The sequence below is a fragment of the Pasteurella multocida genome (genome assembly GCF_900187275.1).
Taxonomy (GTDB): Bacteria; Pseudomonadota; Gammaproteobacteria; order Enterobacterales; family Pasteurellaceae; genus Pasteurella; species Pasteurella multocida.
Map to the genome: position 1 here is coordinate 1716183 of NZ_LT906458.1, position 20173 is coordinate 1736355.

The 20173-nt window shown below is 41.6% G+C and carries 34 protein-coding genes and 1 pseudogene; 3 read left to right on the forward strand and 32 right to left on the reverse strand.

What is annotated here, in order from left to right; all coding sequences use genetic code 11:
- Positions 1 to 86 precede the first annotated feature (86 nt).
- From rplQ to CKV69_RS10715, 29 genes are all read right to left on the reverse strand, one after another.
- Positions 87 to 476, reverse strand: a complete 390-nt coding sequence (rplQ, locus tag CKV69_RS07855; RefSeq protein ID WP_005717908.1) for a 50S ribosomal protein L17 — start codon at positions 474 to 476, stop codon at positions 87 to 89.
- 41 nt (positions 477 to 517) lie between these two features.
- Entirely contained in the window at positions 518 to 1507 is a 990-nt protein-coding gene (locus tag CKV69_RS07860) for a DNA-directed RNA polymerase subunit alpha (RefSeq protein ID WP_005717909.1), read from the reverse strand.
- A 32-nt stretch (positions 1508 to 1539) separates the two neighbouring features.
- On the reverse strand, positions 1540 to 2160 hold the full coding sequence (rpsD, locus tag CKV69_RS07865) for a 30S ribosomal protein S4 (RefSeq protein WP_005717911.1): 621 nt from the start codon (positions 2158 to 2160) through the stop codon (positions 1540 to 1542).
- 29 nt (positions 2161 to 2189) lie between these two features.
- Positions 2190 to 2579: a 30S ribosomal protein S11 gene (gene rpsK / locus CKV69_RS07870; RefSeq protein WP_005701868.1), complete on the reverse strand. Its 390-nt coding sequence runs from the start codon at positions 2577 to 2579 to the stop codon at positions 2190 to 2192.
- Between the two features lie 16 nt (positions 2580 to 2595).
- Positions 2596 to 2952 carry a 30S ribosomal protein S13 gene (rpsM, locus tag CKV69_RS07875; protein WP_005717912.1) on the reverse strand — a complete coding sequence of 119 codons (357 nt, stop codon included), beginning with the start codon at positions 2950 to 2952 and terminating at the stop codon, positions 2596 to 2598.
- A gap of 140 nt (positions 2953 to 3092) precedes the next feature.
- A complete protein-coding gene (gene rpmJ / locus CKV69_RS07880; RefSeq protein ID WP_005548767.1) occupies positions 3093 to 3206 on the reverse strand; it encodes a 50S ribosomal protein L36 in 114 nt (37 codons plus the stop codon).
- A gap of 28 nt (positions 3207 to 3234) precedes the next feature.
- The gene (gene secY, locus CKV69_RS07885; protein ID WP_005717913.1) at positions 3235 to 4560 is read right to left on the reverse strand and encodes a preprotein translocase subunit SecY; all 1326 of its coding nucleotides are present in this window, start codon (positions 4558 to 4560) and stop codon (positions 3235 to 3237) included.
- 7 nt (positions 4561 to 4567) lie between these two features.
- Positions 4568 to 5002: a 50S ribosomal protein L15 gene (rplO, locus tag CKV69_RS07890; protein ID WP_005717914.1), complete on the reverse strand. Its 435-nt coding sequence runs from the start codon at positions 5000 to 5002 to the stop codon at positions 4568 to 4570.
- A 4-nt stretch (positions 5003 to 5006) separates the two neighbouring features.
- Entirely contained in the window at positions 5007 to 5186 is a 180-nt protein-coding gene (rpmD, locus tag CKV69_RS07895; protein WP_005543631.1) for a 50S ribosomal protein L30, read from the reverse strand.
- Between the two features lie 6 nt (positions 5187 to 5192).
- Positions 5193 to 5693, reverse strand: a complete 501-nt coding sequence (rpsE, locus tag CKV69_RS07900) for a 30S ribosomal protein S5 (protein WP_005717915.1) — start codon at positions 5691 to 5693, stop codon at positions 5193 to 5195.
- A 15-nt stretch (positions 5694 to 5708) separates the two neighbouring features.
- Complete coding sequence (gene rplR, locus CKV69_RS07905; protein WP_005717916.1) at positions 5709 to 6062, reverse strand: 50S ribosomal protein L18; 354 nt, start codon at positions 6060 to 6062, stop codon at positions 5709 to 5711.
- A 13-nt stretch (positions 6063 to 6075) separates the two neighbouring features.
- Positions 6076 to 6609, reverse strand: a complete 534-nt coding sequence (gene rplF / locus CKV69_RS07910) for a 50S ribosomal protein L6 (protein ID WP_005717917.1) — start codon at positions 6607 to 6609, stop codon at positions 6076 to 6078.
- A gap of 15 nt (positions 6610 to 6624) precedes the next feature.
- Positions 6625 to 7017, reverse strand: coding sequence for a 30S ribosomal protein S8 (gene rpsH / locus CKV69_RS07915; protein ID WP_005724020.1), 393 nt, complete (start codon positions 7015 to 7017; stop codon positions 6625 to 6627).
- Positions 7018 to 7053: 36 nt separating this feature from the next.
- Entirely contained in the window at positions 7054 to 7359 is a 306-nt protein-coding gene (gene rpsN, locus CKV69_RS07920; RefSeq protein WP_005717919.1) for a 30S ribosomal protein S14, read from the reverse strand.
- Between the two features lie 11 nt (positions 7360 to 7370).
- Positions 7371 to 7910, reverse strand: a complete 540-nt coding sequence (rplE, locus tag CKV69_RS07925) for a 50S ribosomal protein L5 (RefSeq protein ID WP_005717921.1) — start codon at positions 7908 to 7910, stop codon at positions 7371 to 7373.
- A 17-nt stretch (positions 7911 to 7927) separates the two neighbouring features.
- Complete coding sequence (rplX, locus tag CKV69_RS07930; RefSeq protein WP_005717922.1) at positions 7928 to 8239, reverse strand: 50S ribosomal protein L24; 312 nt, start codon at positions 8237 to 8239, stop codon at positions 7928 to 7930.
- 14 nt (positions 8240 to 8253) lie between these two features.
- Positions 8254 to 8625: a 50S ribosomal protein L14 gene (gene rplN, locus CKV69_RS07935; RefSeq protein WP_005548786.1), complete on the reverse strand. Its 372-nt coding sequence runs from the start codon at positions 8623 to 8625 to the stop codon at positions 8254 to 8256.
- Positions 8626 to 8861: 236 nt separating this feature from the next.
- Positions 8862 to 9119 (reverse strand): 30S ribosomal protein S17, encoded by a 258-nt coding sequence (rpsQ, locus tag CKV69_RS07940; RefSeq protein WP_005717923.1) that lies wholly within the window; start codon positions 9117 to 9119, stop codon positions 8862 to 8864.
- Positions 9119 to 9310, reverse strand: coding sequence for a 50S ribosomal protein L29 (gene rpmC, locus CKV69_RS07945; protein ID WP_005717924.1), 192 nt, complete (start codon positions 9308 to 9310; stop codon positions 9119 to 9121). Before rpmC ends, rpsQ begins: the two co-directional genes overlap by 1 nt.
- A complete protein-coding gene (gene rplP, locus CKV69_RS07950) occupies positions 9310 to 9720 on the reverse strand; it encodes a 50S ribosomal protein L16 (RefSeq protein ID WP_005717925.1) in 411 nt (136 codons plus the stop codon). The genes rpmC and rplP overlap by 1 nt, the downstream gene beginning before the upstream one ends.
- Positions 9721 to 9733: 13 nt before the next feature.
- Positions 9734 to 10441 carry a 30S ribosomal protein S3 gene (rpsC, locus tag CKV69_RS07955; RefSeq protein ID WP_005717926.1) on the reverse strand — a complete coding sequence of 236 codons (708 nt, stop codon included), beginning with the start codon at positions 10439 to 10441 and terminating at the stop codon, positions 9734 to 9736.
- A gap of 17 nt (positions 10442 to 10458) precedes the next feature.
- Complete coding sequence (gene rplV / locus CKV69_RS07960) at positions 10459 to 10791, reverse strand: 50S ribosomal protein L22 (RefSeq protein ID WP_005724025.1); 333 nt, start codon at positions 10789 to 10791, stop codon at positions 10459 to 10461.
- A gap of 10 nt (positions 10792 to 10801) precedes the next feature.
- Positions 10802 to 11077 (reverse strand): 30S ribosomal protein S19, encoded by a 276-nt coding sequence (rpsS, locus tag CKV69_RS07965; RefSeq protein ID WP_005539416.1) that lies wholly within the window; start codon positions 11075 to 11077, stop codon positions 10802 to 10804.
- Between the two features lie 25 nt (positions 11078 to 11102).
- A complete protein-coding gene (gene rplB, locus CKV69_RS07970) occupies positions 11103 to 11924 on the reverse strand; it encodes a 50S ribosomal protein L2 (protein ID WP_005724028.1) in 822 nt (273 codons plus the stop codon).
- A 19-nt stretch (positions 11925 to 11943) separates the two neighbouring features.
- Complete coding sequence (rplW, locus tag CKV69_RS07975) at positions 11944 to 12246, reverse strand: 50S ribosomal protein L23 (RefSeq protein WP_005724030.1); 303 nt, start codon at positions 12244 to 12246, stop codon at positions 11944 to 11946.
- Complete coding sequence (rplD, locus tag CKV69_RS07980; RefSeq protein WP_005717930.1) at positions 12243 to 12845, reverse strand: 50S ribosomal protein L4; 603 nt, start codon at positions 12843 to 12845, stop codon at positions 12243 to 12245. The genes rplW and rplD overlap by 4 nt, the downstream gene beginning before the upstream one ends.
- A gap of 14 nt (positions 12846 to 12859) precedes the next feature.
- Positions 12860 to 13489 (reverse strand): 50S ribosomal protein L3, encoded by a 630-nt coding sequence (gene rplC, locus CKV69_RS07985; protein WP_005724032.1) that lies wholly within the window; start codon positions 13487 to 13489, stop codon positions 12860 to 12862.
- A gap of 16 nt (positions 13490 to 13505) precedes the next feature.
- Entirely contained in the window at positions 13506 to 13817 is a 312-nt protein-coding gene (gene rpsJ, locus CKV69_RS07990) for a 30S ribosomal protein S10 (RefSeq protein ID WP_001181005.1), read from the reverse strand.
- A 146-nt stretch (positions 13818 to 13963) separates the two neighbouring features.
- Positions 13964 to 14125, reverse strand: coding sequence for a hypothetical protein (locus CKV69_RS10715; protein ID WP_005717931.1), 162 nt, complete (start codon positions 14123 to 14125; stop codon positions 13964 to 13966).
- Between the two features lie 26 nt (positions 14126 to 14151).
- Between CKV69_RS10715 and CKV69_RS07995 the strand changes: the two are divergent.
- Together CKV69_RS07995 and dusA are read left to right on the forward strand one after the other, a co-directional pair.
- Positions 14152 to 15522, forward strand: a pseudogene (locus tag CKV69_RS07995) (chloride channel protein).
- The gene (gene dusA / locus CKV69_RS08000) at positions 15519 to 16502 is read left to right on the forward strand and encodes a tRNA dihydrouridine(20/20a) synthase DusA (protein WP_015702518.1); all 984 of its coding nucleotides are present in this window, start codon (positions 15519 to 15521) and stop codon (positions 16500 to 16502) included. Before CKV69_RS07995 ends, dusA begins: the two are co-directional and overlap by 4 nt.
- 120 nt (positions 16503 to 16622) lie before the next feature.
- Here dusA and CKV69_RS08005 read toward each other — a convergent pair whose 3' ends face one another.
- The 3 genes from CKV69_RS08005 to tnaC all read right to left on the reverse strand — a co-directional run bounded on the left by CKV69_RS08005 (position 16623) and on the right by tnaC (position 19512).
- The gene (locus tag CKV69_RS08005) at positions 16623 to 17849 is read right to left on the reverse strand and encodes an aromatic amino acid transporter (protein WP_015702519.1); all 1227 of its coding nucleotides are present in this window, start codon (positions 17847 to 17849) and stop codon (positions 16623 to 16625) included.
- 72 nt (positions 17850 to 17921) lie between these two features.
- Positions 17922 to 19337, reverse strand: a complete 1416-nt coding sequence (tnaA, locus tag CKV69_RS08010; protein ID WP_005754976.1) for a tryptophanase — start codon at positions 19335 to 19337, stop codon at positions 17922 to 17924.
- Positions 19338 to 19431: 94 nt separating this feature from the next.
- Complete coding sequence (tnaC, locus tag CKV69_RS10855) at positions 19432 to 19512, reverse strand: tryptophanase leader peptide (RefSeq protein WP_071543615.1); 81 nt, start codon at positions 19510 to 19512, stop codon at positions 19432 to 19434.
- Positions 19513 to 19911: 399 nt separating this feature from the next.
- Here tnaC and CKV69_RS08020 point away from each other — a divergent pair, with 399 nt between their 5' ends.
- Positions 19912 to 20163 carry an oxaloacetate decarboxylase subunit gamma gene (locus CKV69_RS08020; RefSeq protein ID WP_005717937.1) on the forward strand — a complete coding sequence of 84 codons (252 nt, stop codon included), beginning with the start codon at positions 19912 to 19914 and terminating at the stop codon, positions 20161 to 20163.
- Positions 20164 to 20173 lie beyond the last annotated feature (10 nt).

Here is a 20173-nt window from a genome sequence, read left to right on the forward strand (position 1 = left end):
AGCGGAGGAAAAAGAAAACCCACTGATACATATCAGTGGGTTTTATCTCGAGTATAAGTTAGAACAATCTAACTTAATTTAAGTTATTACTCCGCAGTTGCTTCTTCAGCTGCAACTTCTGGGCGATCAACTAACTCAATGTATGCCATTGGCGCGTTATCACCAGTACGGAAACCACATTTCAAGATGCGAGTGTAACCACCTGCACGTTGAGCAAAACGTGGACCTAATTCATTGAATAATTTAGCAACAGTTTCAATGTTGCGAGTACGAGCAAAAGCTAAACGACGATTTGCAACGCTATCTACTTTTGCTAATGTAATTAACGGCTCAACTACACGACGTAATTCTTTAGCTTTTGGCAACGTAGTCTTGATAATTTCGTGACTAACTAAAGAGCTTGCCATATTACGGAACATCGCTTGGCGATGGCTGCTATTACGGTTTAGTTGACGACCACTCTTACGATGGCGCATGACCTTATCCTTCTCAGAAAAATCTTTAACCTATGACCAAACTAGTCTTCAGCAATACTTGCTGGTGGCCAATTTTCAAGGCGCATACCTAGTGATAAGCCGCGTGAAGCAAGAACATCCTTAATTTCAGTAAGTGATTTCTTACCAAGATTAGGTGTTTTTAATAATTCAACTTCAGTACGCTGTACTAAATCACCGATATAGTGAATTGTTTCTGCTTTCAAACAGTTAGCAGAACGAACTGTCAACTCTAAGTCATCAACAGGACGCAACAGAATTGGATCGAATTCTGGTTTTTCTTCCTTAACTTCTGGTTGACGAACATCACGCAAATCAACGAACGCATCTAGTTGCTCTGCTAAAATTGTTGCTGCACGACGAATTGCTTCTTCTGGATCAATAGTGCCGTTAGTTTCCAACTCAATAACTAATTTATCTAAGTCAGTACGTTGTTCAACACGTGCTGCTTCAACATTATAAGCAATACGGTCTACTGGACTGTAACAAGCATCTACTAATAGACGACCAATTGGTCTTTCTTCATCTTGAGCATGCACACGCGCTGATGCGGGTACATAACCTCTACCACGTTGAACGCGAATGCGCATATTAATGGATGCGCTTTCGTCAGTCAAATGACAGATAACGTGCTCAGGATTTACGATCTCAACATCTCCATCATGGGTGATGTCAGCTGCAACAACAGGGCCAATTCCAGATTTGTTTAATGTCAGAAATACATCATCTTTATTCTGAACTTTAACCGCTAGGCCTTTTAAGTTTAGAAGTACTTCAAGAATATCTTCCTGAACCCCTTCTTTACTGCTGTATTCGTGCAATACGCCATCAATTTCTACTTCAGTTACAGCACAACCTGGCATTGAAGATAGAAGAATACGACGCAATGCATTACCTAAAGTGTGGCCGAATCCACGCTCTAACGGTTCTAAGATCACTTTAGCATGAGTTGAGCTAATTTGCTCAATATCAACTAAGCGTGGCTTTAAAAATTCTGTAACAGAACCCTGCATTTTATCCTCTCTTTGCTTCTAAGCTTTAACTATTATTTAGAGTAAAGCTCAACGATCAGATGTTCGTTAATGTCTGCTGATAAATCAGAACGTTCAGGAACACGTTTGAACACACCTTCCATTTTAGCAGCATCAACTTCTAACCAAGTTGGTTTTTCTCTTTGTTCTGCTAATTCTAATGATGCTTTAATACGTGCTTGTTTTTTAGATTTCTCACGAACAGCAACTACATCATTAACTGAAACTTGGAATGATGGGATATTAACAACACGACCATTTACAACAATCGCTTTGTGACTCACCAATTGGCGAGCTTCAGCACGAGTTGCAGCAAAGCCCATGCGATAAACAACGTTATCCAATCTACCTTCCAATAATACTAGTAAGTTTTCACCAGTATTACCTTTTAAGCGGTTTGCTTCTTTATAATAATTACGGAATTGACGTTCTAAGATACCGTAAATACGACGAACTTTTTGTTTTTCACGTAATTGACTACCATAGTCAGATAAACGCGGCTTACGAGCACCGTGTTGACCTGGGGCGGTATCAATTTTACATTTTGATTCAATCGCGCGCACACCTGACTTAAGGAATAAGTCAGTGCCTTCACGACGGCTTAGCTTGAGCTTAGGACCCAAATATCTTGCCATTTTCTTTCTCCAACTATCCTATGACGCCATTAAACACGACGTTTTTTCGGTGGACGACAACCGTTATGAGGAATCGGAGTCACATCAGTAATATTCGTAATACGGAAACCCGCTGCGTTTAACGCACGAATAGTAGACTCACGACCAGGACCAGGTCCTTTCACCATAACTTCCAAGTTCTTTAAGCCGAATTCTTTAACAACTTCAGCACAACGTTCAGCAGCAACCTGCGCCGCAAACGGGGTAGATTTACGAGAACCACGGAAACCTGAACCACCTGCTGTTGCCCACGCGAGAGCATTGCCTTGGCGGTCAGTAATAGTAACGATTGTATTATTGAAAGATGCGTGGATATGTGCTACGCCATCTACAACTTGTTTTTTTACACGTTTACGTGCACGAACTGGTGTTTTAGCCATTTTACCTTACCCCGACTTATTTCTTGATCGGCTTACGAGGACCCTTACGGGTACGCGCATTAGTTTTAGTACGTTGACCACGTACCGGTAAACCACGACGATGACGTAAACCACGATAACAACCTAAGTCTAATAGACGTTTGATGTTTAGTGTTACTTCACGACGTAAGTCACCTTCAACGGTAAATTTACCAACTTCGTCACGCAGTTTATCAATCTGCTCTTCAGACAATTCGCTGATCTTAACATCTTCGGCAATCCCTGTTGCAGCACAAATCGCTTGTGCGCGAGTCTTACCGATACCATAAATTGCAGTTAAAGCGATTACAGTGTGTTTATGATCAGGAATGTTAATGCCTGCAATACGGGCCACTATGCACTCCTATTATTTAACTAAGTTGACACTTTGATCTTGAAAAGCCCGTTTTCAGGATACTCAAACAAAGTGTCAAGGACATAAATGAGCTGAGCAGTATAACTGCTCAACTGGTTCTTTGCAAGAAAAAATATCAACTAACCTTGACGTTGTTTATGTTTAGGGTCGCTACAAAGTACACGAACGACACCTTCACGTTTAACAATTTTACAGTTACGACATAATTTCTTCACGGAAGCACGAACTTTCATTGCTTATCCCTTTTATTTAATGGACAGATTACTGTCCGAAACCTTTAAGGTTTGCTTTCTTCAGCGCAGATTCATATTTCGTCGACATCAAATGACTTTGAACCTGAGCGATGAAATCCATAATTACTACGACAACAATCAGAAGAGAGGTTCCACCAAAGTAGAACTGTACATTCCATGCTGATGTCATCACGTAAGGAACCAAACATACGAACGTAATATACAAGCCACCAATTAAGGTTAAGCGAGTCATAATTTTGTCAATATAACGTGATGTTTGTTCACCTGGTCTAATTCCTGGTATAAATGCACCAGATTTTTTCAAATTATCCGCTGTATCACGAGGATTATATTGCATTGCGGTATAGAAAAAACTAAAGAAGATGATCGCTACGGCATAAACAAGCAAATAGAGTGGTTGACCTGGATGCAATAACATTGATAAATCTGTTAACCATTCTAAGCTCGATCCCTCACCAAGCCACTGCGCTAATGTCGCAGGGAATAAAATAATACTTGATGCGAAAATTGCTGGAATAACGCCTGCCATATTGACTTTTAATGGTAAGTGCGTTGAGTGTCCACCTAGAATCTGACGACCTTGCTGACGCTTAGCATATTCAACTTTAATTCTTCTTTGTCCTCTTTCAACAAAGACAACAAAGTAGGTTACAGCAAATACAATAACGGCGATCAATAAGAGAACTAATAGATGCATTTGACCTTGGCGAGTTTGCTCAATCGTTTGACCAATCGCGGATGGTAACCCTGCAACAATACCCGCAAAAATAATTAAAGAGATACCATTACCAATACCACGTTCTGTTATTTGCTCACCTAACCACATTAAGAACATTGTTCCTGTGACCAAGCTAATAACTGCAGCAAGATAAAAACTAAATCCTACGTTAGGGACAAGTCCAGGTAGCATATTAGGTAAGCCTGTTGAAATACCAACCGCCTGTAATGTCGCAAGGACTAACGTTGAATAACGCGTGTATTTGCTGATTTTACGACGACCAGCCTCACCCTCTTTTTTTAATTCTGCAAGTGCAGGATGAACCGTAGTCAATAGTTGGATGATAATCGATGCCGAGATATATGGCATAATACCTAACGCAAAAATTGACGCACGACTCAATGCACCACCAGAGAACATGTTAAACATATCAATGATGGTGCCTTTTTGTTGTTCAATTAATTGAGCTAACACGGCCGCATCAATACCAGGAACCGGAATGAAAGAACCAATGCGGAACACAATAAGTGCGCCTAATACAAATAACAATCTGCTTTTAAGTTCACCTGTACCGCTTTGAGTACTTCTACTTTGATAACCTGGTTGCTTAGCCATTTATTTATTATTCCTCAACTGAACCGCCAGCAGCTTCAATTGCTGCTTTCGCACCTTTAGTTACGCGTAAACCACGAACAACCACTGCACCTTTCACTTCACCTGCTAAAATGATTTTAACAAATTGAATATCTTTGGTGATGACATTCGCTGCTTTTAATGATTCTAAAGTTACTACGCCACCTTCTACTTTGGCTAAATCATTCAAACGAACTTCTGCAGTTACTGCAGCTTTCATTGAAGTAAAACCAAATTTTGGTAAACGACGATATAAAGGCATCTGACCACCCTCGAAACCACGACGAACACCGCCGCCAGTACGAGATTTTTGACCTTTGTGACCACGACCACCTGTTTTACCTAAACCAGAACCAATACCGCGACCTAAACGTTTAGCACTATGCTTAGCGCCTTCAGCTGGTGATAGAGTATTTAAACGCATTCGATTACTCCTCCACTTTAACCATGTATGAAACTTGGTTAATCATACCACGTACTGCTGGAGTATCGATTAACTCAACAGTATGATGCATATGGCGAAGACCAAGACCACGCAATGTAGCCTTATGCTTCGGTAAACGAGCAATAGAACTACGAACTTGAGTTACTTTAATAGTTTTAGCCATTATCAATTACCCCAAGATTTCATCAACGGTTTTGCCACGTTTTGCAGCAACCATTTCTGGTGATTTCATATTTGCTAGTGCATCAATAGTTGCACGAACAACGTTAATTGGGTTGGTTGAACCATAAGCTTTAGAAAGAACGTTACGAACACCCGCGACTTCTAATACTGCACGCATTGCACCACCCGCGATGATACCTGTACCTTCACTAGCTGGTTGCATAAATACGCGAGAACCCGTATGAGCCCCTTTAATTGGATGTTGTAATGTACCTTCATTTAAAGCTACATTGATCATATTGCGACGTGCTTTTTCCATCGCTTTTTGGATCGCTGCCGGAACTTCGCGCGCTTTACCATAACCAAAACCTACGCGACCGTTACCATCACCTACTACAGTTAATGCAGTAAAGCTCATAATACGACCACCTTTAACAGTTTTTGATACACGGTTTACCGCGATTAGCTTCTCTTGCAGTTCACCAGCTTGTTTTTCGATGTTTGCCATCTCAAATTACCTCTATTAGAACTGTAGACCAGCTTCACGGGCAGCGTCCGCTAACGTTTGGACACGACCATGATATTTAAAACCAGAACGATCAAAAGCAACGTCTTTAACGCCTTTTGCTAATGCTCTTTCTGCAACAACTTTACCAACTACTGCTGCTGCATCTTTATTTCCGGTATATTTCACTTGCTCACTAATTACTTTTTCAACAGTTGAAGCAGCGGCAAGAACTTCTGAACCGTTCGGTGCAATCACTTGTGCGTAGATATGACGTGGAGTACGGTGAATAACTAAACGCGTTACACCTTGCTCTCTCATCATATGACGTGCACGAGCTGCACGACGGATACGAGCTGATTTCTTATCCATAGTGTTACCTTAATTATTTTTTCTTAGCCTCTTTGATACGTACCACTTCATCAGCGTAACGTACCCCTTTACCTTTATAAGGCTCAGGACGGCGATAAGCACGAATATCTGCAGCAACTTGACCGATTAACTGCTTGTCTGCACCTTTCAACACGATTTCGGTTTGAGATGGACATTCAGCTGTAATACCTGCTGGTAAAGCGTGCTCCACAGGGTGAGAGAAGCCTAAGCTTAAAGCAACTGCATTGCCTTTAATTTGTGCTCTGTAACCTACACCCACCAATTGTAACTTCTTAGTGAAGCCTTCAGTAACACCGATAACCATTGCGTTAACTAATGCACGTGCAGTTCCTGCTTGCGCATCTGCTCCAACAATACCTTCACGTGGAGAAAAAGTTAATTCGTTATTATCTTGTTTAACTTCGACTGCGTTATGAATGGTACGAGATAACTCGCCATTTTTTCCTTTAACTGTTAGTAGCTGTCCGTCGAGTTTTACCTCAACGCCGGCAGGAATACTAACAGGTGCTTTTGCAACACGAGACATTTTCCTACCTCTCTATTAAGCTACGTAACAGATAATCTCACCGCCTAAACCCGCTTGGCGAGCTGCACGGTCAGTCATCACACCTTTAGATGTAGATACTACTGCAACACCTAAACCACCCATTACTTTTGGTAACTCGTCTTTACGTTTATAAATACGTAGACCTGGGCGGCTAACACGTTGGATGCTTTCTACAACTGGTTTGCCTTGGAAATATTTTAATGTAATTTCCAACTCTGGTTTAACACCATCTAAAACTTTAACGCTTTCAATATAACCTTCTTCAGCTAATACATTGGCAATCGCCACTTTTAGCTTGGATGAAGGCATACTGATCGCAACTTTGTTCGCAGCTTGACCGTTGCGAATGCGAGTCAACATATCTGCGATTGGATCTTGCATACTCATTGTATTTTTACTCCGATTCCAAAATAAAGTGGTAAATTACCAACTAGCTTTCTTAAGGCCTGGGATTTCACCGCGCATCGCAGCTTCACGCACCTTAATACGGCTTAAACCAAACTTACGAAGCACACCATGTGGGCGTCCAGTTTGGCGGCAACGGTTACGCTGACGGCTTGGGCTAGAATCACGTGGTAAAGTTTGTAGCTTTAACACAGCATTCCAACGGTCTTCGTCAGAGGCATTTACATCAGAAATGATCTGTTTTAATTCAGCGCGTTTTGCGTAGAATTTTTCAGCGAGTTTCACACGTTTTACATCACGTGCTTTCATTGATTGTTTAGCCATGATAACCTGCCTTATTTACGGAATGGGAAATTAAAGGCAGCAAGTAGTGCTTGACCTTCTTCATCACTTTTCGCAGTCGTGGTGATAGTAATATCTAAACCACGTACACGATCCACTTTATCATAATCGATTTCAGGGAAGATGATTTGCTCACGCACACCCATGCTGTAATTGCCACGACCATCGAATGATTTCGCGCTTAAACCGCGGAAGTCACGGATACGTGGAACAGCAATTGTAATTAAACGTTCAAAGAACTCCCACATACGCTCACCGCGTAGTGTTACTTTACAACCGATTGGATATCCCTGACGGATTTTAAAGCCTGCAACAGATTTGCGTGCTTTTGTAATCAAAGGTTTCTGACCGCTAATCGCTGCTAAATCTGCTACTGCATTATCTAGCAATTTCTTATCGGTCAATGCTTCACCCACACCCATATTTAGGGTTATCTTTTCGATTCGTGGGACTTGCATGACAGATTTGTAGTTGAATTTATCTTTCAATTCATTAACTACTTGATCTCTGTAGTAATCATGCAGTTTCGCCATCGCATTACTCCAGTTTGTTAAATGATTTCATTGTTAGATTTAAAGAAACGGACTTTTTTGCCGTCTTCAAATCTAAAACCTACACGGTCAGCTTTATTTGTTTTTGGGTTAAAAATAGCAACATTTGATACATCAATTGCCGCTTCTTTCTTCACTAAACCACCTTCTTTGCCTAACGCAGGAACCGGTTTTTCATGTTTAGTGATGATATTTACACCTTCAACAATCACTTTACCATTTGGTAACACTTGAGTTACCTTACCACGCTTGCCTTTGCTTTTGCCAGCAAGCACGATTACTTCATCGTTTTGACGAATTTTTGCAGCCATTTGTCACTTCTCCCTTACAGTACTTCTGGCGCCAAAGAGATGATTTTCATAAACTTCTCTGAACGAAGTTCACGAGTCACCGGTCCAAAAATACGAGTACCGATTGGTTGCTCTGTGTTATTGTTTAAAATGACACATGCATTACCATCGAAGCGAATGACTGATCCATCTGGGCGACGAACACCCTTCTTGGTGCGCACAACAACTGCTTTTAATACATCACCTTTTTTCACTTTACCGCGTGGAATTGCTTCTTTCACAGTAATTTTGATGATATCACCAATAGCAGCGTAACGACGGTGCGATCCACCTAGAACCTTGATACACATTACACTGCGAGCGCCTGAGTTATCAGCAACGTCCAGCATAGTCTGTTCTTGGATCATCTTAGTACTCCGCTAAAATTAATAAAACCCTTTCGGGACGAATCTATCTGCACATACACAGATAGGACGTGGATTCTATCATAATAAACAATACGAAAGCAACATAATGTGTTGTAAAAAATAGAAAGATTTTTAATCAACTTTTGCTGACAAACTGTTACTTTCAGATGTTTTTTTGTAGACAAAAAAGCCAAAGGATGATTCCTTTGGCTTTTTGATTTTATGTTGAGCTGATATTAAGCAATTACTGCTTTTTCAACTACACGAACTAAAGTCCATGATTTCGTTTTAGAGAGTGGACGACACTCTTTAATTTCAACGACATCACCTAATTTAGCTTCGTTGTTCTCGTCATGCACGTGTAATTTCGTTGTACGACGGATAAACTTACCATAAAGTGGGTGTTTAACCTTGCGTTCAATCGCAACAACGAACGATTTGTCCATTTTGTCGCTTACAACTTTACCTTGCACGCTACGAATTTTATCAGTCATTACTCACCCGCCTTTTCGGTTAATACAGTTTTTACTTGTGCAATACTACGACGCACTTGTTTTAACTGATGGGTTTGTTGAAGCTGACCGGTGGCTGCTTGCATACGCAACTTGAATTGCTCACCTAACAAGTTAACCAATTCAGCATTCAGCTCTTCAACACTTTTTGTACGTAGTTCTTGAGCTTTCATTACATCACCGTCTTAGTTACGAAAGTGGTCTTGATAGGCAATTTCGCCGCTGCTAATGCAAATGCGTTTCTTGCGATCTCTTCAGACACACCATCCATTTCATATAGTACTTTACCCGGTTGGATTAAGGCTACCCAGTACTCAACGTTACCTTTACCTTTACCCATACGGACTTCTAATGGTTTCTCAGTAATTGGTTTATCTGGGAATACACGGATCCAGATTTTACCTTGACGTTTAACCGCACGAGTCATCGCACGACGTGCTGCCTCAATTTGGCGAGCTGTTAAACGACCACGGCCAACTGCTTTCAAACCGAAGGTACCGAAGCTAACTTCTGTACCCGCTGCAATACCACGGTTACGACCTTTGTGGACTTTGCGGAATTTTGTACGTTTTGGTTGCAACATCTAGCGATTCTCCTTACTTACGACCTTTGCCGCGTGGTGCCTTTTTAGGCTTATCAGCAGGTTGTTGTTCTGGTTGCGCAATTGCAGCCATTCCACCGAGGATTTCACCTTTGAAGATCCATACTTTAATACCGATTACACCGTATGTAGTATGGGCTTCAGCAGTGTTATAGTCGATGTCCGCACGTAATGTATGTAGAGGTACACGACCTTCACGATACCATTCAGAACGTGCAATTTCTGCACCACCTAAACGACCGCTTACTTCAACTTTGATACCTTTAGCACCTAAACGCATTGCGTTTTGTACTGCACGTTTCATAGCACGACGGAACATAACACGACGTTCTAATTGAGAAGCGATACTATCTGCAACTAATTTTGCATCTAATTCAGGTTTTTTCACTTCAGCAATGTTGATTTGAGCTGGAACGCCTGCGATAGCCGCAACTGCGTTACGTAATTTTTCAACATCTTCACCTTTCTTACCGATAACGATACCTGGGCGAGCTGTGTGAATTGTGACACGGATGCTTTTCGCTGGACGCTCAATAGTGATACGTGAAACGGAAGCATTCGCTAATTCTTTATTCAAGAATTTACGTACTTTGAAATCGCCGTCTAAATTATCAGCGAAATCTTGTGTATTCGCAAACCAAGTAGAGCTCCAAGGCTTAACAATACCTAGGCGAATACCATGTGGATGTACTTTTTGACCCATTGCTATTCCTCTACTTATTAACGATCTGACACAACCACAGTAATGTGGCTAGTACGTTTTAAAATACGATCTGCACGACCTTTAGCACGTGGCATAACACGTTTCATGCTAGGACCTTCATCTACGAAAATCTTCGCTACTTTAAGATCATCGATATCTGCACCGTCATTGTGCTCTGCGTTAGCAATTGCTGATTCAAGCACTTTCTTCACTAAAGCTGCCGCTTTTTTGTTAGTGTAAGTTAAGATGTCTAATGCTTGATTCACTTTCTTACCACGGATTAAATCCGCAACTAAGCGAGCTTTTTGCGCTGAAGTGCGAGCGTAACGATGTTTTGCAATAGTTTCCATCTTTTACCCCTTACTTCTTAGCTTTCTTATCCGCAGCGTGACCGCGGTAAGTACGAGTCGGTGCAAATTCACCTAATTTATGACCGATCATTTCATCAGATACATAAACAGGAACGTGCTGACGACCATTATGGACTGCGATGGTCAATCCGATCATTGACGGAATGATCATTGAACGACGGGACCAAGTTTTAATTGGTTTTTTATCCCCGCTTTCCACCGCCTTCTCTACCTTCTTCAACAAGTGTAGGTCAAGGAAAGGACCCTTCTTGAGAGAACGTGGCATGGCTAATCCTCTTTATTAATTAATATTATTTACCACGACGACGTACGATGAATTTATCAGTACGTTTGTTATGGCGAGTTTTCTTACCTTTAGTTTGAACGCCCCAAGGTGTGACTGGGTGTTTACCAAAGTTACGACCTTCACCACCACCGTGTGGGTGATCTACTGGGTTCATTGCTGTACCACGAACTGTTGGGCGAATGCCTCTCCAGCGGTTAGCACCTGCTTTACCCAATACGCGAAGCATGTGTTCTGAGTTACCAACTTCACCAATGGTCGCTGTACACTCAGCTAAAACTTTACGCATTTCGCCTGAGCGAAGACGTAAAGTAACATAGTTACCTTCACGAGCGATAATTTGTACATAAGCACCAGCTGAACGCGCGATTTGACCGCCTTTACCTGGTTTTAATTCAACGTTATGTACAGTCGAACCAACTGGAATATTACGCATTGGTAACGCATTACCAACTTTAATTGGCGCATTCGCTCCAGATTGGATTGTATCGCCTGCAGACAAACCTTTAGGTGCTAAGATATAACGGCGTTCGCCATCTTTATAAAGCACTAAAGCAATATTTGCAGAACGGTTAGGGTCATATTCTAGACGCTCAACAACCGCTGGAATATCTAACTTGTTACGTTTGAAATCGATTAAACGGTAATGTTGTTTATGACCACCACCAATATGGCGAGTAGTAATACGTCCGAAATTGTTACGACCACCTGTTTTAGATTTTGTATCTAAAAGTGGTGCGTAAGGTTTACCCTTGTGTAATTCAGGGTTCACGATTTTAACAACGTGACGACGACCAGCGGAGGTCGGCTTACATTTAACGATAGCCATTATTTTCTACTCCTCCGAATTACTCTGCACCTTCAACGAAGTCAAGTGATTGACCTTCTTGAAGAGTTACATAAGCTTTTTTCCAGTCACTGCGACGTCCCATTCTTGCACCGTGGCGTTTAGTTTTACCTTTCACCACAACGGTGCGAACAGAATCCACTTTCACTTCAAATAATTGCTCAACAGCGTTAGCAATTTCAACTTTATTTGCATCTAAAGCCACTTTGAAAACGATTGTGTTAGACTTCTCAGCGTTATTTGTTGCTTTTTCAGAGACATGTGGTGCTTTTAACACTTTTAGCAAACGTTCTTGTTGAATCATGCTAACATCTCCTCAATTTGTTTCACAGCATCAACAGTGACAACAACTTTATCAAATGCGATTAGGCTGACTGGATCGATACCTTGCACATCACGTACATCTACTTTGTAAAGGTTACGTGCGGCTAAGAATAGATTTTCATCTAAGCTTGCTGTGATAATTAACACATCTTCGAGTGCTAATTCTTTTAATTTTTGTACTAAAACTTTCGTTTTTGGCGCTTCAACTTCGAACTTCTCAACCACGATTAAACGGTCTTGACGAACAAGTTCAGAAAGAATGCTTTTGATTGCACCACGGTACATTTTCTTGTTCACTTTTTGGCTGTGATCTTGTGGTTTCGCTGCGAAAGTGACACCACCTGAACGCCAGATTGGTGATTTGATATCACCTGAACGAGCACGACCAGTACCTTTTTGACGCCAAGGTTTTTTACCTGAACCAGACACTTCAGCACGAGTTTTTTGCGCACGAGAACCTTGACGGGCACCTGCTGCATAAGCAACAACAACTTGGTGAATCAATGCTTCGTTGAACTCACGTCCGAAGGTAGTTTCAGAAACAGTTAGTGCGTTTGCACCTACAACTTGTAATTCCATCTCTATCTCCTGACTTATGCTTTAACTGCTGGTTTAACGATAACATCACCATTAGTTGCGCCTGGAACAGCACCTTTCACTAATAGTAATTTACGCTCAGCATCAACACGAACAACTTCAAGTGATTGAACGGTTACACGCTCATTACCTAAGTGTCCTGCCATTTTTTTACCTTTAAACACACGACCTGGTGTTTGGTTTTGACCAATCGAACCAAGTACACGATGTGATAAAGAGTTACCGTGAGTAGCATCTTGAGTACGGAAGTTCCAGCGTTTAACACCGCCAGCAAAACCTTTACCTTTAGATGTACCAGTAACATCAACTTTTTTAACATCAGCGAAGATGTCAACATTAATTTCTTGACCTAAAGTGAATTCTTCACCTTCAGTAGTACGAAATTCCCATAAACCGCGACCAGCTTCAACACCTGCTTTCACGAAATGACCCGCTTCTGGCTTAGTTACACGACTTGCTTTTTTAGAGCCAGTAGTAACTTGAATTGCAGAATAGCCATCTGTTTCTACAGTTTTAACTTGAGTAACACGGTTGGCTTCGATTTCGATAACGGTAACTGGAATTGAAACGCCATCTTCATTGAAGATACGAGTCATACCAACTTTGCGACCGACTAAACCAATCATTGTAATAACCTCTTAATTAACCTAGGCTAATCTGCACGTCAACGCCGGCAGCTAGATCTAAACGCATTAATGCATCAACAGTTTTTTCTGTTGGCTCAACAATATCAACCAAACGTTTGTGAGTACGGATTTCGTATTGATCACGCGCGTCTTTATTCACGTGTGGAGAAATCAACACAGTGAAACGCTCTTTACGAGTTGGTAACGGAATTGGACCACGAACTTGTGCACCAGTACGTTTAGCTGTTTCTACGATCTCCGCAGTAGATTGATCAATCAAACGATGATCAAATGCTTTCAAGCGGATACGGATTCTTTGGTTCTGCATTAGACCAGAGCTCCAATCAAAATTTAGCTAATAAAAAACTAACACCAACACTTTTCTTACTTCTAAAAACGAAAAGGGGTGCAAGTTGACCTGTTTATAGTTTCCCAATCGGAAACATTTTACGTATTACCTATTGTAATACTCGTTTAATAAATGATTACATTAAACGGCTCTCTGTGAGAAAGCTTGCGAATTTTACTGAAAAGCACCGCACTTTGCAAGTCTTTTTTGATCACTAAATCAAAGAAATCCGCTTGATTGTCTGCTGAATATTTAGCTAAACGGGATTTTACGTTATAATTTGCCACTCTCTTCCTGACTCAATCAAGCATCTATGTTTTTTCCAACGCAATTGAATAGCAAAGTGCGGTATGTTTTACATAAAAAATTACGCCAAACACACCGTATTTCTCGTAAAAGTTTAGAATTTAGCGCACTCCTGATTGGTGCAGCGCTCGTCGCCCTTTTTTCTCTTGGTTTTGCCAAATTGGCAGATCTCGGTCTCGAGTGGAATGCGCACTGGAGTGCACAATATCCCCTTGCTGTTTGGCTTGTGTTACCGGGCGGCTTAGCTTTACTGGCGTGGTTTACCGCAAAATACACCCCTTATGTGGCAGGCAGTGGCATTCCACAAGTTATCGCGGCGATAAGTTTACCACATGGGAATAATAAGAGTCGTCTGGTCGCCTTTTGGCAGACTCTGTGGAAAATTCCGCTCACGTTTCTTGCCATGCTGATTGGGGCATCCGTAGGGCGTGAAGGTCCTTCCGTGCAAGTTGGTGCCGCCGTGATGCTCGCTTGGGGTAATCTTTGTCGCAAAAAAGGCATTGCCTTTAACGGACTCAGCGCTAATGAACTAATGGCGACCGGTGCCGCTGGCGGACTAGCTGCGGCATTCAATGCGCCTTTGGCTGGCGTGATCTTTGCCATCGAAGAACTTGGTCGTGGCGTGCTATTACGCTGGGAACGACGTGTCTTATTGGGTGTGTTAGCCGCCGGCTTTATTTTAGTGGCGATTGAAGGTAACAACCCTTACTTTCCACAATACCATGGTGAAACCTCTGTACCTTATCTGTTTTTATGGGTCAGTTTATGTGGCGTTGTATGTGGCTTCTTTGGCGGGATCTTTGCGCGTTTATTAGTCAAAGGATTAGCGGGGCTTTCTCCGTCCAAAATACGCGGTTGGATTCGCCGTCATCCGATTTATGTGGCATTCATTTTAGGGCTGTTCCTCGCGGCCTTAGGGACTTATACCCAAGGCAAAACCTATGGTACCGGTTATTATGTGGTGGCAGACGCGTTAGATGGACAACCTTTAAGCAGTGAATTTGGTTTATTAAAACTTCTCTCCACTGTCGCTACTTATTGGACGGGCATCGCTGGCGGTATCTTTACACCAGCATTAACTACCGGCGCTGGGATTGGTGCACAAATTTAGGCAATGACTGGCGGTATCGTTGATCAACGCTTACTGGTTTTACTCTGCATGGCGGGCTTTTTAGCCGGAGCGACCCAATCGCCTGTGACAGCAAGCGTAGTCGTGATGGAGATGACGGGCTGTCAGCCTGTCTTATTTTGGTTATTGATTTGTTGCTTGGTTTCGTCCATTATTTCACGCCAATTTCACCCAAAACCCTTTTATCATTTTGCGGCTGGACGTTTTCGCCAACGCATTCAAGAAGACACAAGAGAACAAGAAAAATGATCCAAAACCAACCGCACTTTTACCGTGGGCGCTTTTCCGTTGCCCCAATGCTCGATTGGACCACTCGCCATTGTCGCTATTTCCATCGTCAATTTAGCCAACACGCCTTACTCTATACGGAAATGGTGACAACAGGAGCGATTATTCATGCCAAATATGATCACCTTGAATTTTCGCCAGCAGAAAACCCCGTAGCATTACAATTAGGCGGAAGCGATCCTGCCCAACTCGCCCAATGTGCAAAAATCGCACAACAGCGAGGCTATACAGAAATCAATCTCAATGTTGGTTGCCCTTCTGATCGGGTGCAAAATGGCATGTTCGGTGCCTGTTTAATGGCAAAAGCCGATTTAGTGGCAGACTGTGTCAATGCGATGCAAACGGAAGTCAGCATTCCCGTCACGGTAAAAACTCGCATTGGTATTGATGATCTCGACAGCTATGAATTCCTGTGTGAGTTTGTGCAGAAAGTACATGAAGCTGGTTGCCAAGAATTTATCATTCACGCCCGCAAAGCGTGGCTTTCTGGCTTAAGCCCGAAAGAAAACCGCGAAATTCCCCCCTTAGATTATGAACGCGTGTATCAACTCAAACGGGATTTTGCGCATTTACACATGAGCATTAATGGTGGCATTAAAACCCTTGAAGAGATGCAACAACATTTGCAGTATATGGACGGCGTCATGGTGGGGCGTGAAGCCTATCAAAATCCGAGCTTATTGGGCTATATTGATCAAGCCTTATTTGATCCAACCTGTCCTGTGGTTACTCCAAGAGAAGCCGTAGAAAAAATGTTTCCTTATATTGAACAACAACTGAGCCAAGGCGTGTATTTAAATCATGTGGTTCGCCATATGCTTGGTGCATTCCAAAGCTGTAAAGGGGCACGCCAATGGCGCCGTTATTTAAGTGAAAATGCGCACAAAACCGGAGCTGGCTTGGAAGTGGTCGAAAAAGCGTTAAGTTTTGTGGCAAGTTAACACTAAAAAACAAGCACAAAATAGACAAAAGTGCGGTCATTTTTTGAAATGTTTTGAAAATACACCGCACTTTATCAACAAAAAGGGGCGTTACTCGCCCCTTTTAGTATCTTTATCAAATTACCCTTTAAATACAGGTAACATGCCAAACATGGCAAGGAAGTGGAATAATGCAGTCACAATACCAAATACCATGACCACAACAATCGTAACATTGCCACCACCGACCATAAAGCCCGTTTGTCCATTTGGTAAGCTACGTGATTTTCTTGCTAATAAGGCAGGGATAATACAAGTCCAAATAGTGGCTACCGCGCCAGCATAACCAATCGCTTTTAAGAAACCGAGTGGGTAGGCGACAGAAAGAATTAGTGGTGGTAAGAAGGTTACCGCCCAAGACTTCGCACGTCCTTCTTTGCTGTTATCAAATTTAAAGAAATCTGCTAAGAAATCAAACACCCCTAATCCCACACCAATAAATGAAGATAAAATCGCCGCAATTGAAAACGCATTAATCGCTTGTTTGACTGAAGCAGACTCAATCACATTACCCAAAGCGCCAAGTAATACATCTAAATTTCCGTCACTGGCTAACACTGGTGCGAATTGATCGCGTGGTAAATTCCCAAAAATCGATACCACCCATAATAGATAAAGAGTTAACGCGATACCGGTACCGCCAAGGATCGCATATTTCGCTTTACGCTCATCACCATAGTAAGCTCGCATTGTTGCAACCGAATGATGATAGCCAAAGGAAGTTAATGCTACGGGTAATAATCCCATTGCATACATCGCATAATGTGATTCTGTACCTTTCGTATCAAATAAAGTGCTTAAATCAATATTTACGGTTAAACCAAAGACACTAAAAAGGAATGAAAGCGCCATAAAGATGATCAGTAAAACGGAAACACGGTCAACAATACGCGTTGAATGCCAAACAAAGAAGGAAAAAACAAAGACAAAAATCACTGACCAAATCCGTGAATCTAAGGCAAAATACGGTGCCGCAAGTCCGCTTAAGATACCCCCAGACGCGGTAGTATAAGCATACAATAAAATCCCCCCGACAAAATAAACTGCAAGATTATTGATCGTATTGACGGAATTCCCGAGCATGCTTTTGGTCACGGTATTAAACGAAGCACGCAGATCATAATGCTTGTAAGCTTCTAATAATAACCAACCTGAAATTGTCATGGTAAACATCGTAAAACAGATCGTCAAAATAGACCAAATTGTCCAAGCACCGGCACCCGAGCTTGGTAACCCTAACATACCCGCGCCGACACACACACTGGCAATAATACAGGCACCACCGAAAATTGAAGGCGTCTTTTTCATAATGCATTTCCTTTCAAAATAAAATCAATAAAAAATGCAGTTCCTGATCGCTCAGAAACTGCATTAAGCTTGTTATACTTCTTTTAAGCGTGCCGTGAAGTGACGTAAAACTTTTGGCTCATAAGTAAAGGTTAACCCTTTAATATTTTCTGCATTTTCTTTGACTTGCTTAAATGCTTCAATAATGAAGTCCATGTGCGTTTGAGTATAAGTTGCACGAGGAATCGTTAAACGTAATAACTCCGCAGGACAAGGCAATTGTTTACCGGTTTTTGGATCACGACCTAATAAGAACGAACCGATTTCTACTGCACGAATTCCCGCCACCTTATAAAGTTCACAAGCAAGGGCTTGCGCAGGGAATTGATCGGCTGGAATATGTGGCAACAATTTTCCTGCGTCAACGAATGCCGCGTGACCACCAGGTTGTTGACATACGACGCCAATCGCTTCTAAACCATTCACCAAATACTCAATTTGATTAATACGATACGCTAACCAATCTTGACGCATACCATCACGTAGCCCCACCGCTAAACGCTCCATTGCGCCCCCTTCTAAACCGCCATAGGTCGGGAAGCCTTCTTGTACGACACAAAGTGTACGACACTCGTTATACACATCTTCCATGGATTTATCTTTAAAGCAGAGTAAGCCACCCATTGGCACCATCGCATCTTTTTTCGCAGACATCGCTAAAGCATCAGCATATTTATAGCTTTCATAAGTGATTTGTTCGATCGTCCACTCTTTATAGCCAGGTTCACGTTGTTGGATGAAATAGGCATTTTCTGCAAAACGGGCGGAATCCATGACGACTGGAATATCATATTTTTTCGCAATCTCATACATTGCTCGCATATTGGCTAATGATACAGGCTGACCACCCGCAGAGTTACACGTAATGGTACAAACAATATATGGGACGTTTTCAGCACCGACTTCTTGAATCCCTTGTTCTAATTTTTCAAGATCAAAATCCCCTTTGAAATCGGCGTTAACACTGGTATCAAACGCTTCTTTTGTATAAACGTTACGCACTGTCGCACCATTAATTTGGCTATGACCTTGTGTGGTATCGAAGAAATAGTTAGAGAACACCACCATTTTGCTACGATCTAAGCCTTTTTCTTGCTCGCGCTTTTTAATTAATACGGGAATATAAATTTGTTCTGCACCACGACCTTGGTGAGTTGGAATTGTATATTCATAACCAAAAATCTCTTTCACCGCATTCGCTAGCGCATGATAGCTACGACTACCACTGTATGCTTCATCGCCACGTAACATCGCCGCTTGCATTTCCTGTGTTACTGCACCTGTTCCACTGTCAGTTAAGAGATCGATAAACACATCTTCACTGTCTAGTAAGAATGGGTTCATTCCCGCCTTTAAAATGGCTTCTTCACGGTACGAACGCGTGGTTCTTCTCACTGGCTCAATCACACGAATACGAAACGGCTCTGGTAAATGTTTGAAGTTTTCCATAATAAAATCCTTAAAAGTAAGCTAAAAGAAGAGGAAGAAATAAATCGGGATTTATTCCAAATAAAAAAATATCTTGAGTTTGAAACGTAAAGGATTAGCGTATTATGGGAAAAAAGAATGACAGTTTTGGATCAACAATAATCCAAACTTGATTAGGAGATAAAATCGACATCATAGAATTATCCTTTTTAAAGTAAGAAGAGATAATAACTTATGCTTGAGAATTGCTCTCGAACATAAAGTAACCATCTGTACAGAATTTGTCACCTCGAAAATGCCAGAGTTGTGAGTGGAATCACAAAAATAAGCGCCAAAGAAAGAAAAATTTCACTCTAATATTAAAATAGTATATAAAGAGAAAATGCTTTTTATTTCAAAATGATATAAATAATCAGGTGAGTTATACTTAAACGTTATACCGATTTACTTTTAGGCAAATGAAGTAGAAATTTTGACCTAGACCAAGAAAACGTTGATTAAATCGACCGCACTTCTTTTTTGTGACTCATATCAAATTTTTTATAGCCGAAAAGAAGTAATATCCCACATTATTATGCAAAAAAAGGAGCTAAAAATGACAAATGCAGAACTTCTGCAGGAAGGCATCAACTTAATGTTTGCTGGCGTTGGATTTGTGATGCTATTTTTGTTTATTCTTATCTACGCTATCGAATTTATGTCTAAGCTGGTAAATACTTACTTTCCAGAACCAGTCAAAGCACCTTCTACCAAACCGATTCAAACTGAAAATCATGACTTAGAACGTTTACGTCCCGTTATCGTTGCCGCGATTGCACATCATCGCCGCCAACAAGGGCTAAAATAACTCACAAAGG

Excerpts from the sequence above, each read along its gene's own strand:
- dusA (WP_015702518.1), top strand. The coding sequence starts at position 15,519 with ATGATCCAAAACCAACCGCACTTTTACCGTGGGCGCTTTTCCGTTGCC.
- rplQ (WP_005717908.1), bottom strand. The coding sequence starts at position 476 with ATGCGCCATCGTAAGAGTGGTCGTCAACTAAACCGTAATAGCAGCCAT.
- tnaC (WP_071543615.1), bottom strand. The coding sequence starts at position 19,512 with ATGATGTCGATTTTATCTCCTAATCAAGTTTGGATTATTGTTGATCCA.
- rpsS (WP_005539416.1), bottom strand. The coding sequence starts at position 11,077 with ATGCCACGTTCTCTCAAGAAGGGTCCTTTCCTTGACCTACACTTGTTG.
- rplN (WP_005548786.1), bottom strand. The coding sequence starts at position 8,625 with ATGATCCAAGAACAGACTATGCTGGACGTTGCTGATAACTCAGGCGCT.
- rpsN (WP_005717919.1), bottom strand. The coding sequence starts at position 7,359 with ATGGCTAAACAATCAATGAAAGCACGTGATGTAAAACGTGTGAAACTC.
- rplF (WP_005717917.1), bottom strand. The coding sequence starts at position 6,609 with ATGTCTCGTGTTGCAAAAGCACCTGTTAGTATTCCTGCCGGCGTTGAG.
- rplR (WP_005717916.1), bottom strand. The coding sequence starts at position 6,062 with ATGGATAAGAAATCAGCTCGTATCCGTCGTGCAGCTCGTGCACGTCAT.
- rplX (WP_005717922.1), bottom strand. The coding sequence starts at position 8,239 with ATGGCTGCAAAAATTCGTCAAAACGATGAAGTAATCGTGCTTGCTGGC.
- CKV69_RS08020 (WP_005717937.1), top strand. The coding sequence starts at position 19,912 with ATGACAAATGCAGAACTTCTGCAGGAAGGCATCAACTTAATGTTTGCT.
- rplD (WP_005717930.1), bottom strand. The coding sequence starts at position 12,845 with ATGGAATTACAAGTTGTAGGTGCAAACGCACTAACTGTTTCTGAAACT.
- rplP (WP_005717925.1), bottom strand. The coding sequence starts at position 9,720 with ATGTTGCAACCAAAACGTACAAAATTCCGCAAAGTCCACAAAGGTCGT.
- rpsH (WP_005724020.1), bottom strand. The coding sequence starts at position 7,017 with ATGAGTATGCAAGATCCAATCGCAGATATGTTGACTCGCATTCGCAAC.
- rpsE (WP_005717915.1), bottom strand. The coding sequence starts at position 5,693 with ATGGCAAACATCGAAAAACAAGCTGGTGAACTGCAAGAGAAGCTAATC.
- rpsD (WP_005717911.1), bottom strand. The coding sequence starts at position 2,160 with ATGGCAAGATATTTGGGTCCTAAGCTCAAGCTAAGCCGTCGTGAAGGC.
- rpmJ (WP_005548767.1), bottom strand. The coding sequence starts at position 3,206 with ATGAAAGTTCGTGCTTCCGTGAAGAAATTATGTCGTAACTGTAAAATT.
- rplB (WP_005724028.1), bottom strand. The coding sequence starts at position 11,924 with ATGGCTATCGTTAAATGTAAGCCGACCTCCGCTGGTCGTCGTCACGTT.
- rplV (WP_005724025.1), bottom strand. The coding sequence starts at position 10,791 with ATGGAAACTATTGCAAAACATCGTTACGCTCGCACTTCAGCGCAAAAA.
- rplO (WP_005717914.1), bottom strand. The coding sequence starts at position 5,002 with ATGCGTTTAAATACTCTATCACCAGCTGAAGGCGCTAAGCATAGTGCT.
- rpsJ (WP_001181005.1), bottom strand. The coding sequence starts at position 13,817 with ATGCAGAACCAAAGAATCCGTATCCGCTTGAAAGCATTTGATCATCGT.
- tnaA (WP_005754976.1), bottom strand. The coding sequence starts at position 19,337 with ATGGAAAACTTCAAACATTTACCAGAGCCGTTTCGTATTCGTGTGATT.
- rpmC (WP_005717924.1), bottom strand. The coding sequence starts at position 9,310 with ATGAAAGCTCAAGAACTACGTACAAAAAGTGTTGAAGAGCTGAATGCT.
- rpsC (WP_005717926.1), bottom strand. The coding sequence starts at position 10,441 with ATGGGTCAAAAAGTACATCCACATGGTATTCGCCTAGGTATTGTTAAG.
- CKV69_RS08005 (WP_015702519.1), bottom strand. The coding sequence starts at position 17,849 with ATGAAAAAGACGCCTTCAATTTTCGGTGGTGCCTGTATTATTGCCAGT.
- rpsK (WP_005701868.1), bottom strand. The coding sequence starts at position 2,579 with ATGGCTAAAACACCAGTTCGTGCACGTAAACGTGTAAAAAAACAAGTT.
- secY (WP_005717913.1), bottom strand. The coding sequence starts at position 4,560 with ATGGCTAAGCAACCAGGTTATCAAAGTAGAAGTACTCAAAGCGGTACA.
- CKV69_RS07860 (WP_005717909.1), bottom strand. The coding sequence starts at position 1,507 with ATGCAGGGTTCTGTTACAGAATTTTTAAAGCCACGCTTAGTTGATATT.
- rplE (WP_005717921.1), bottom strand. The coding sequence starts at position 7,910 with ATGGCGAAACTGCATGATTACTACAGAGATCAAGTAGTTAATGAATTG.
- rpmD (WP_005543631.1), bottom strand. The coding sequence starts at position 5,186 with ATGGCTAAAACTATTAAAGTAACTCAAGTTCGTAGTTCTATTGCTCGT.
- rplC (WP_005724032.1), bottom strand. The coding sequence starts at position 13,489 with ATGATTGGTTTAGTCGGTCGCAAAGTTGGTATGACTCGTATCTTCAAT.
- rplW (WP_005724030.1), bottom strand. The coding sequence starts at position 12,246 with ATGATTCAACAAGAACGTTTGCTAAAAGTGTTAAAAGCACCACATGTC.
- rpsQ (WP_005717923.1), bottom strand. The coding sequence starts at position 9,119 with ATGACTGATAAAATTCGTAGCGTGCAAGGTAAAGTTGTAAGCGACAAA.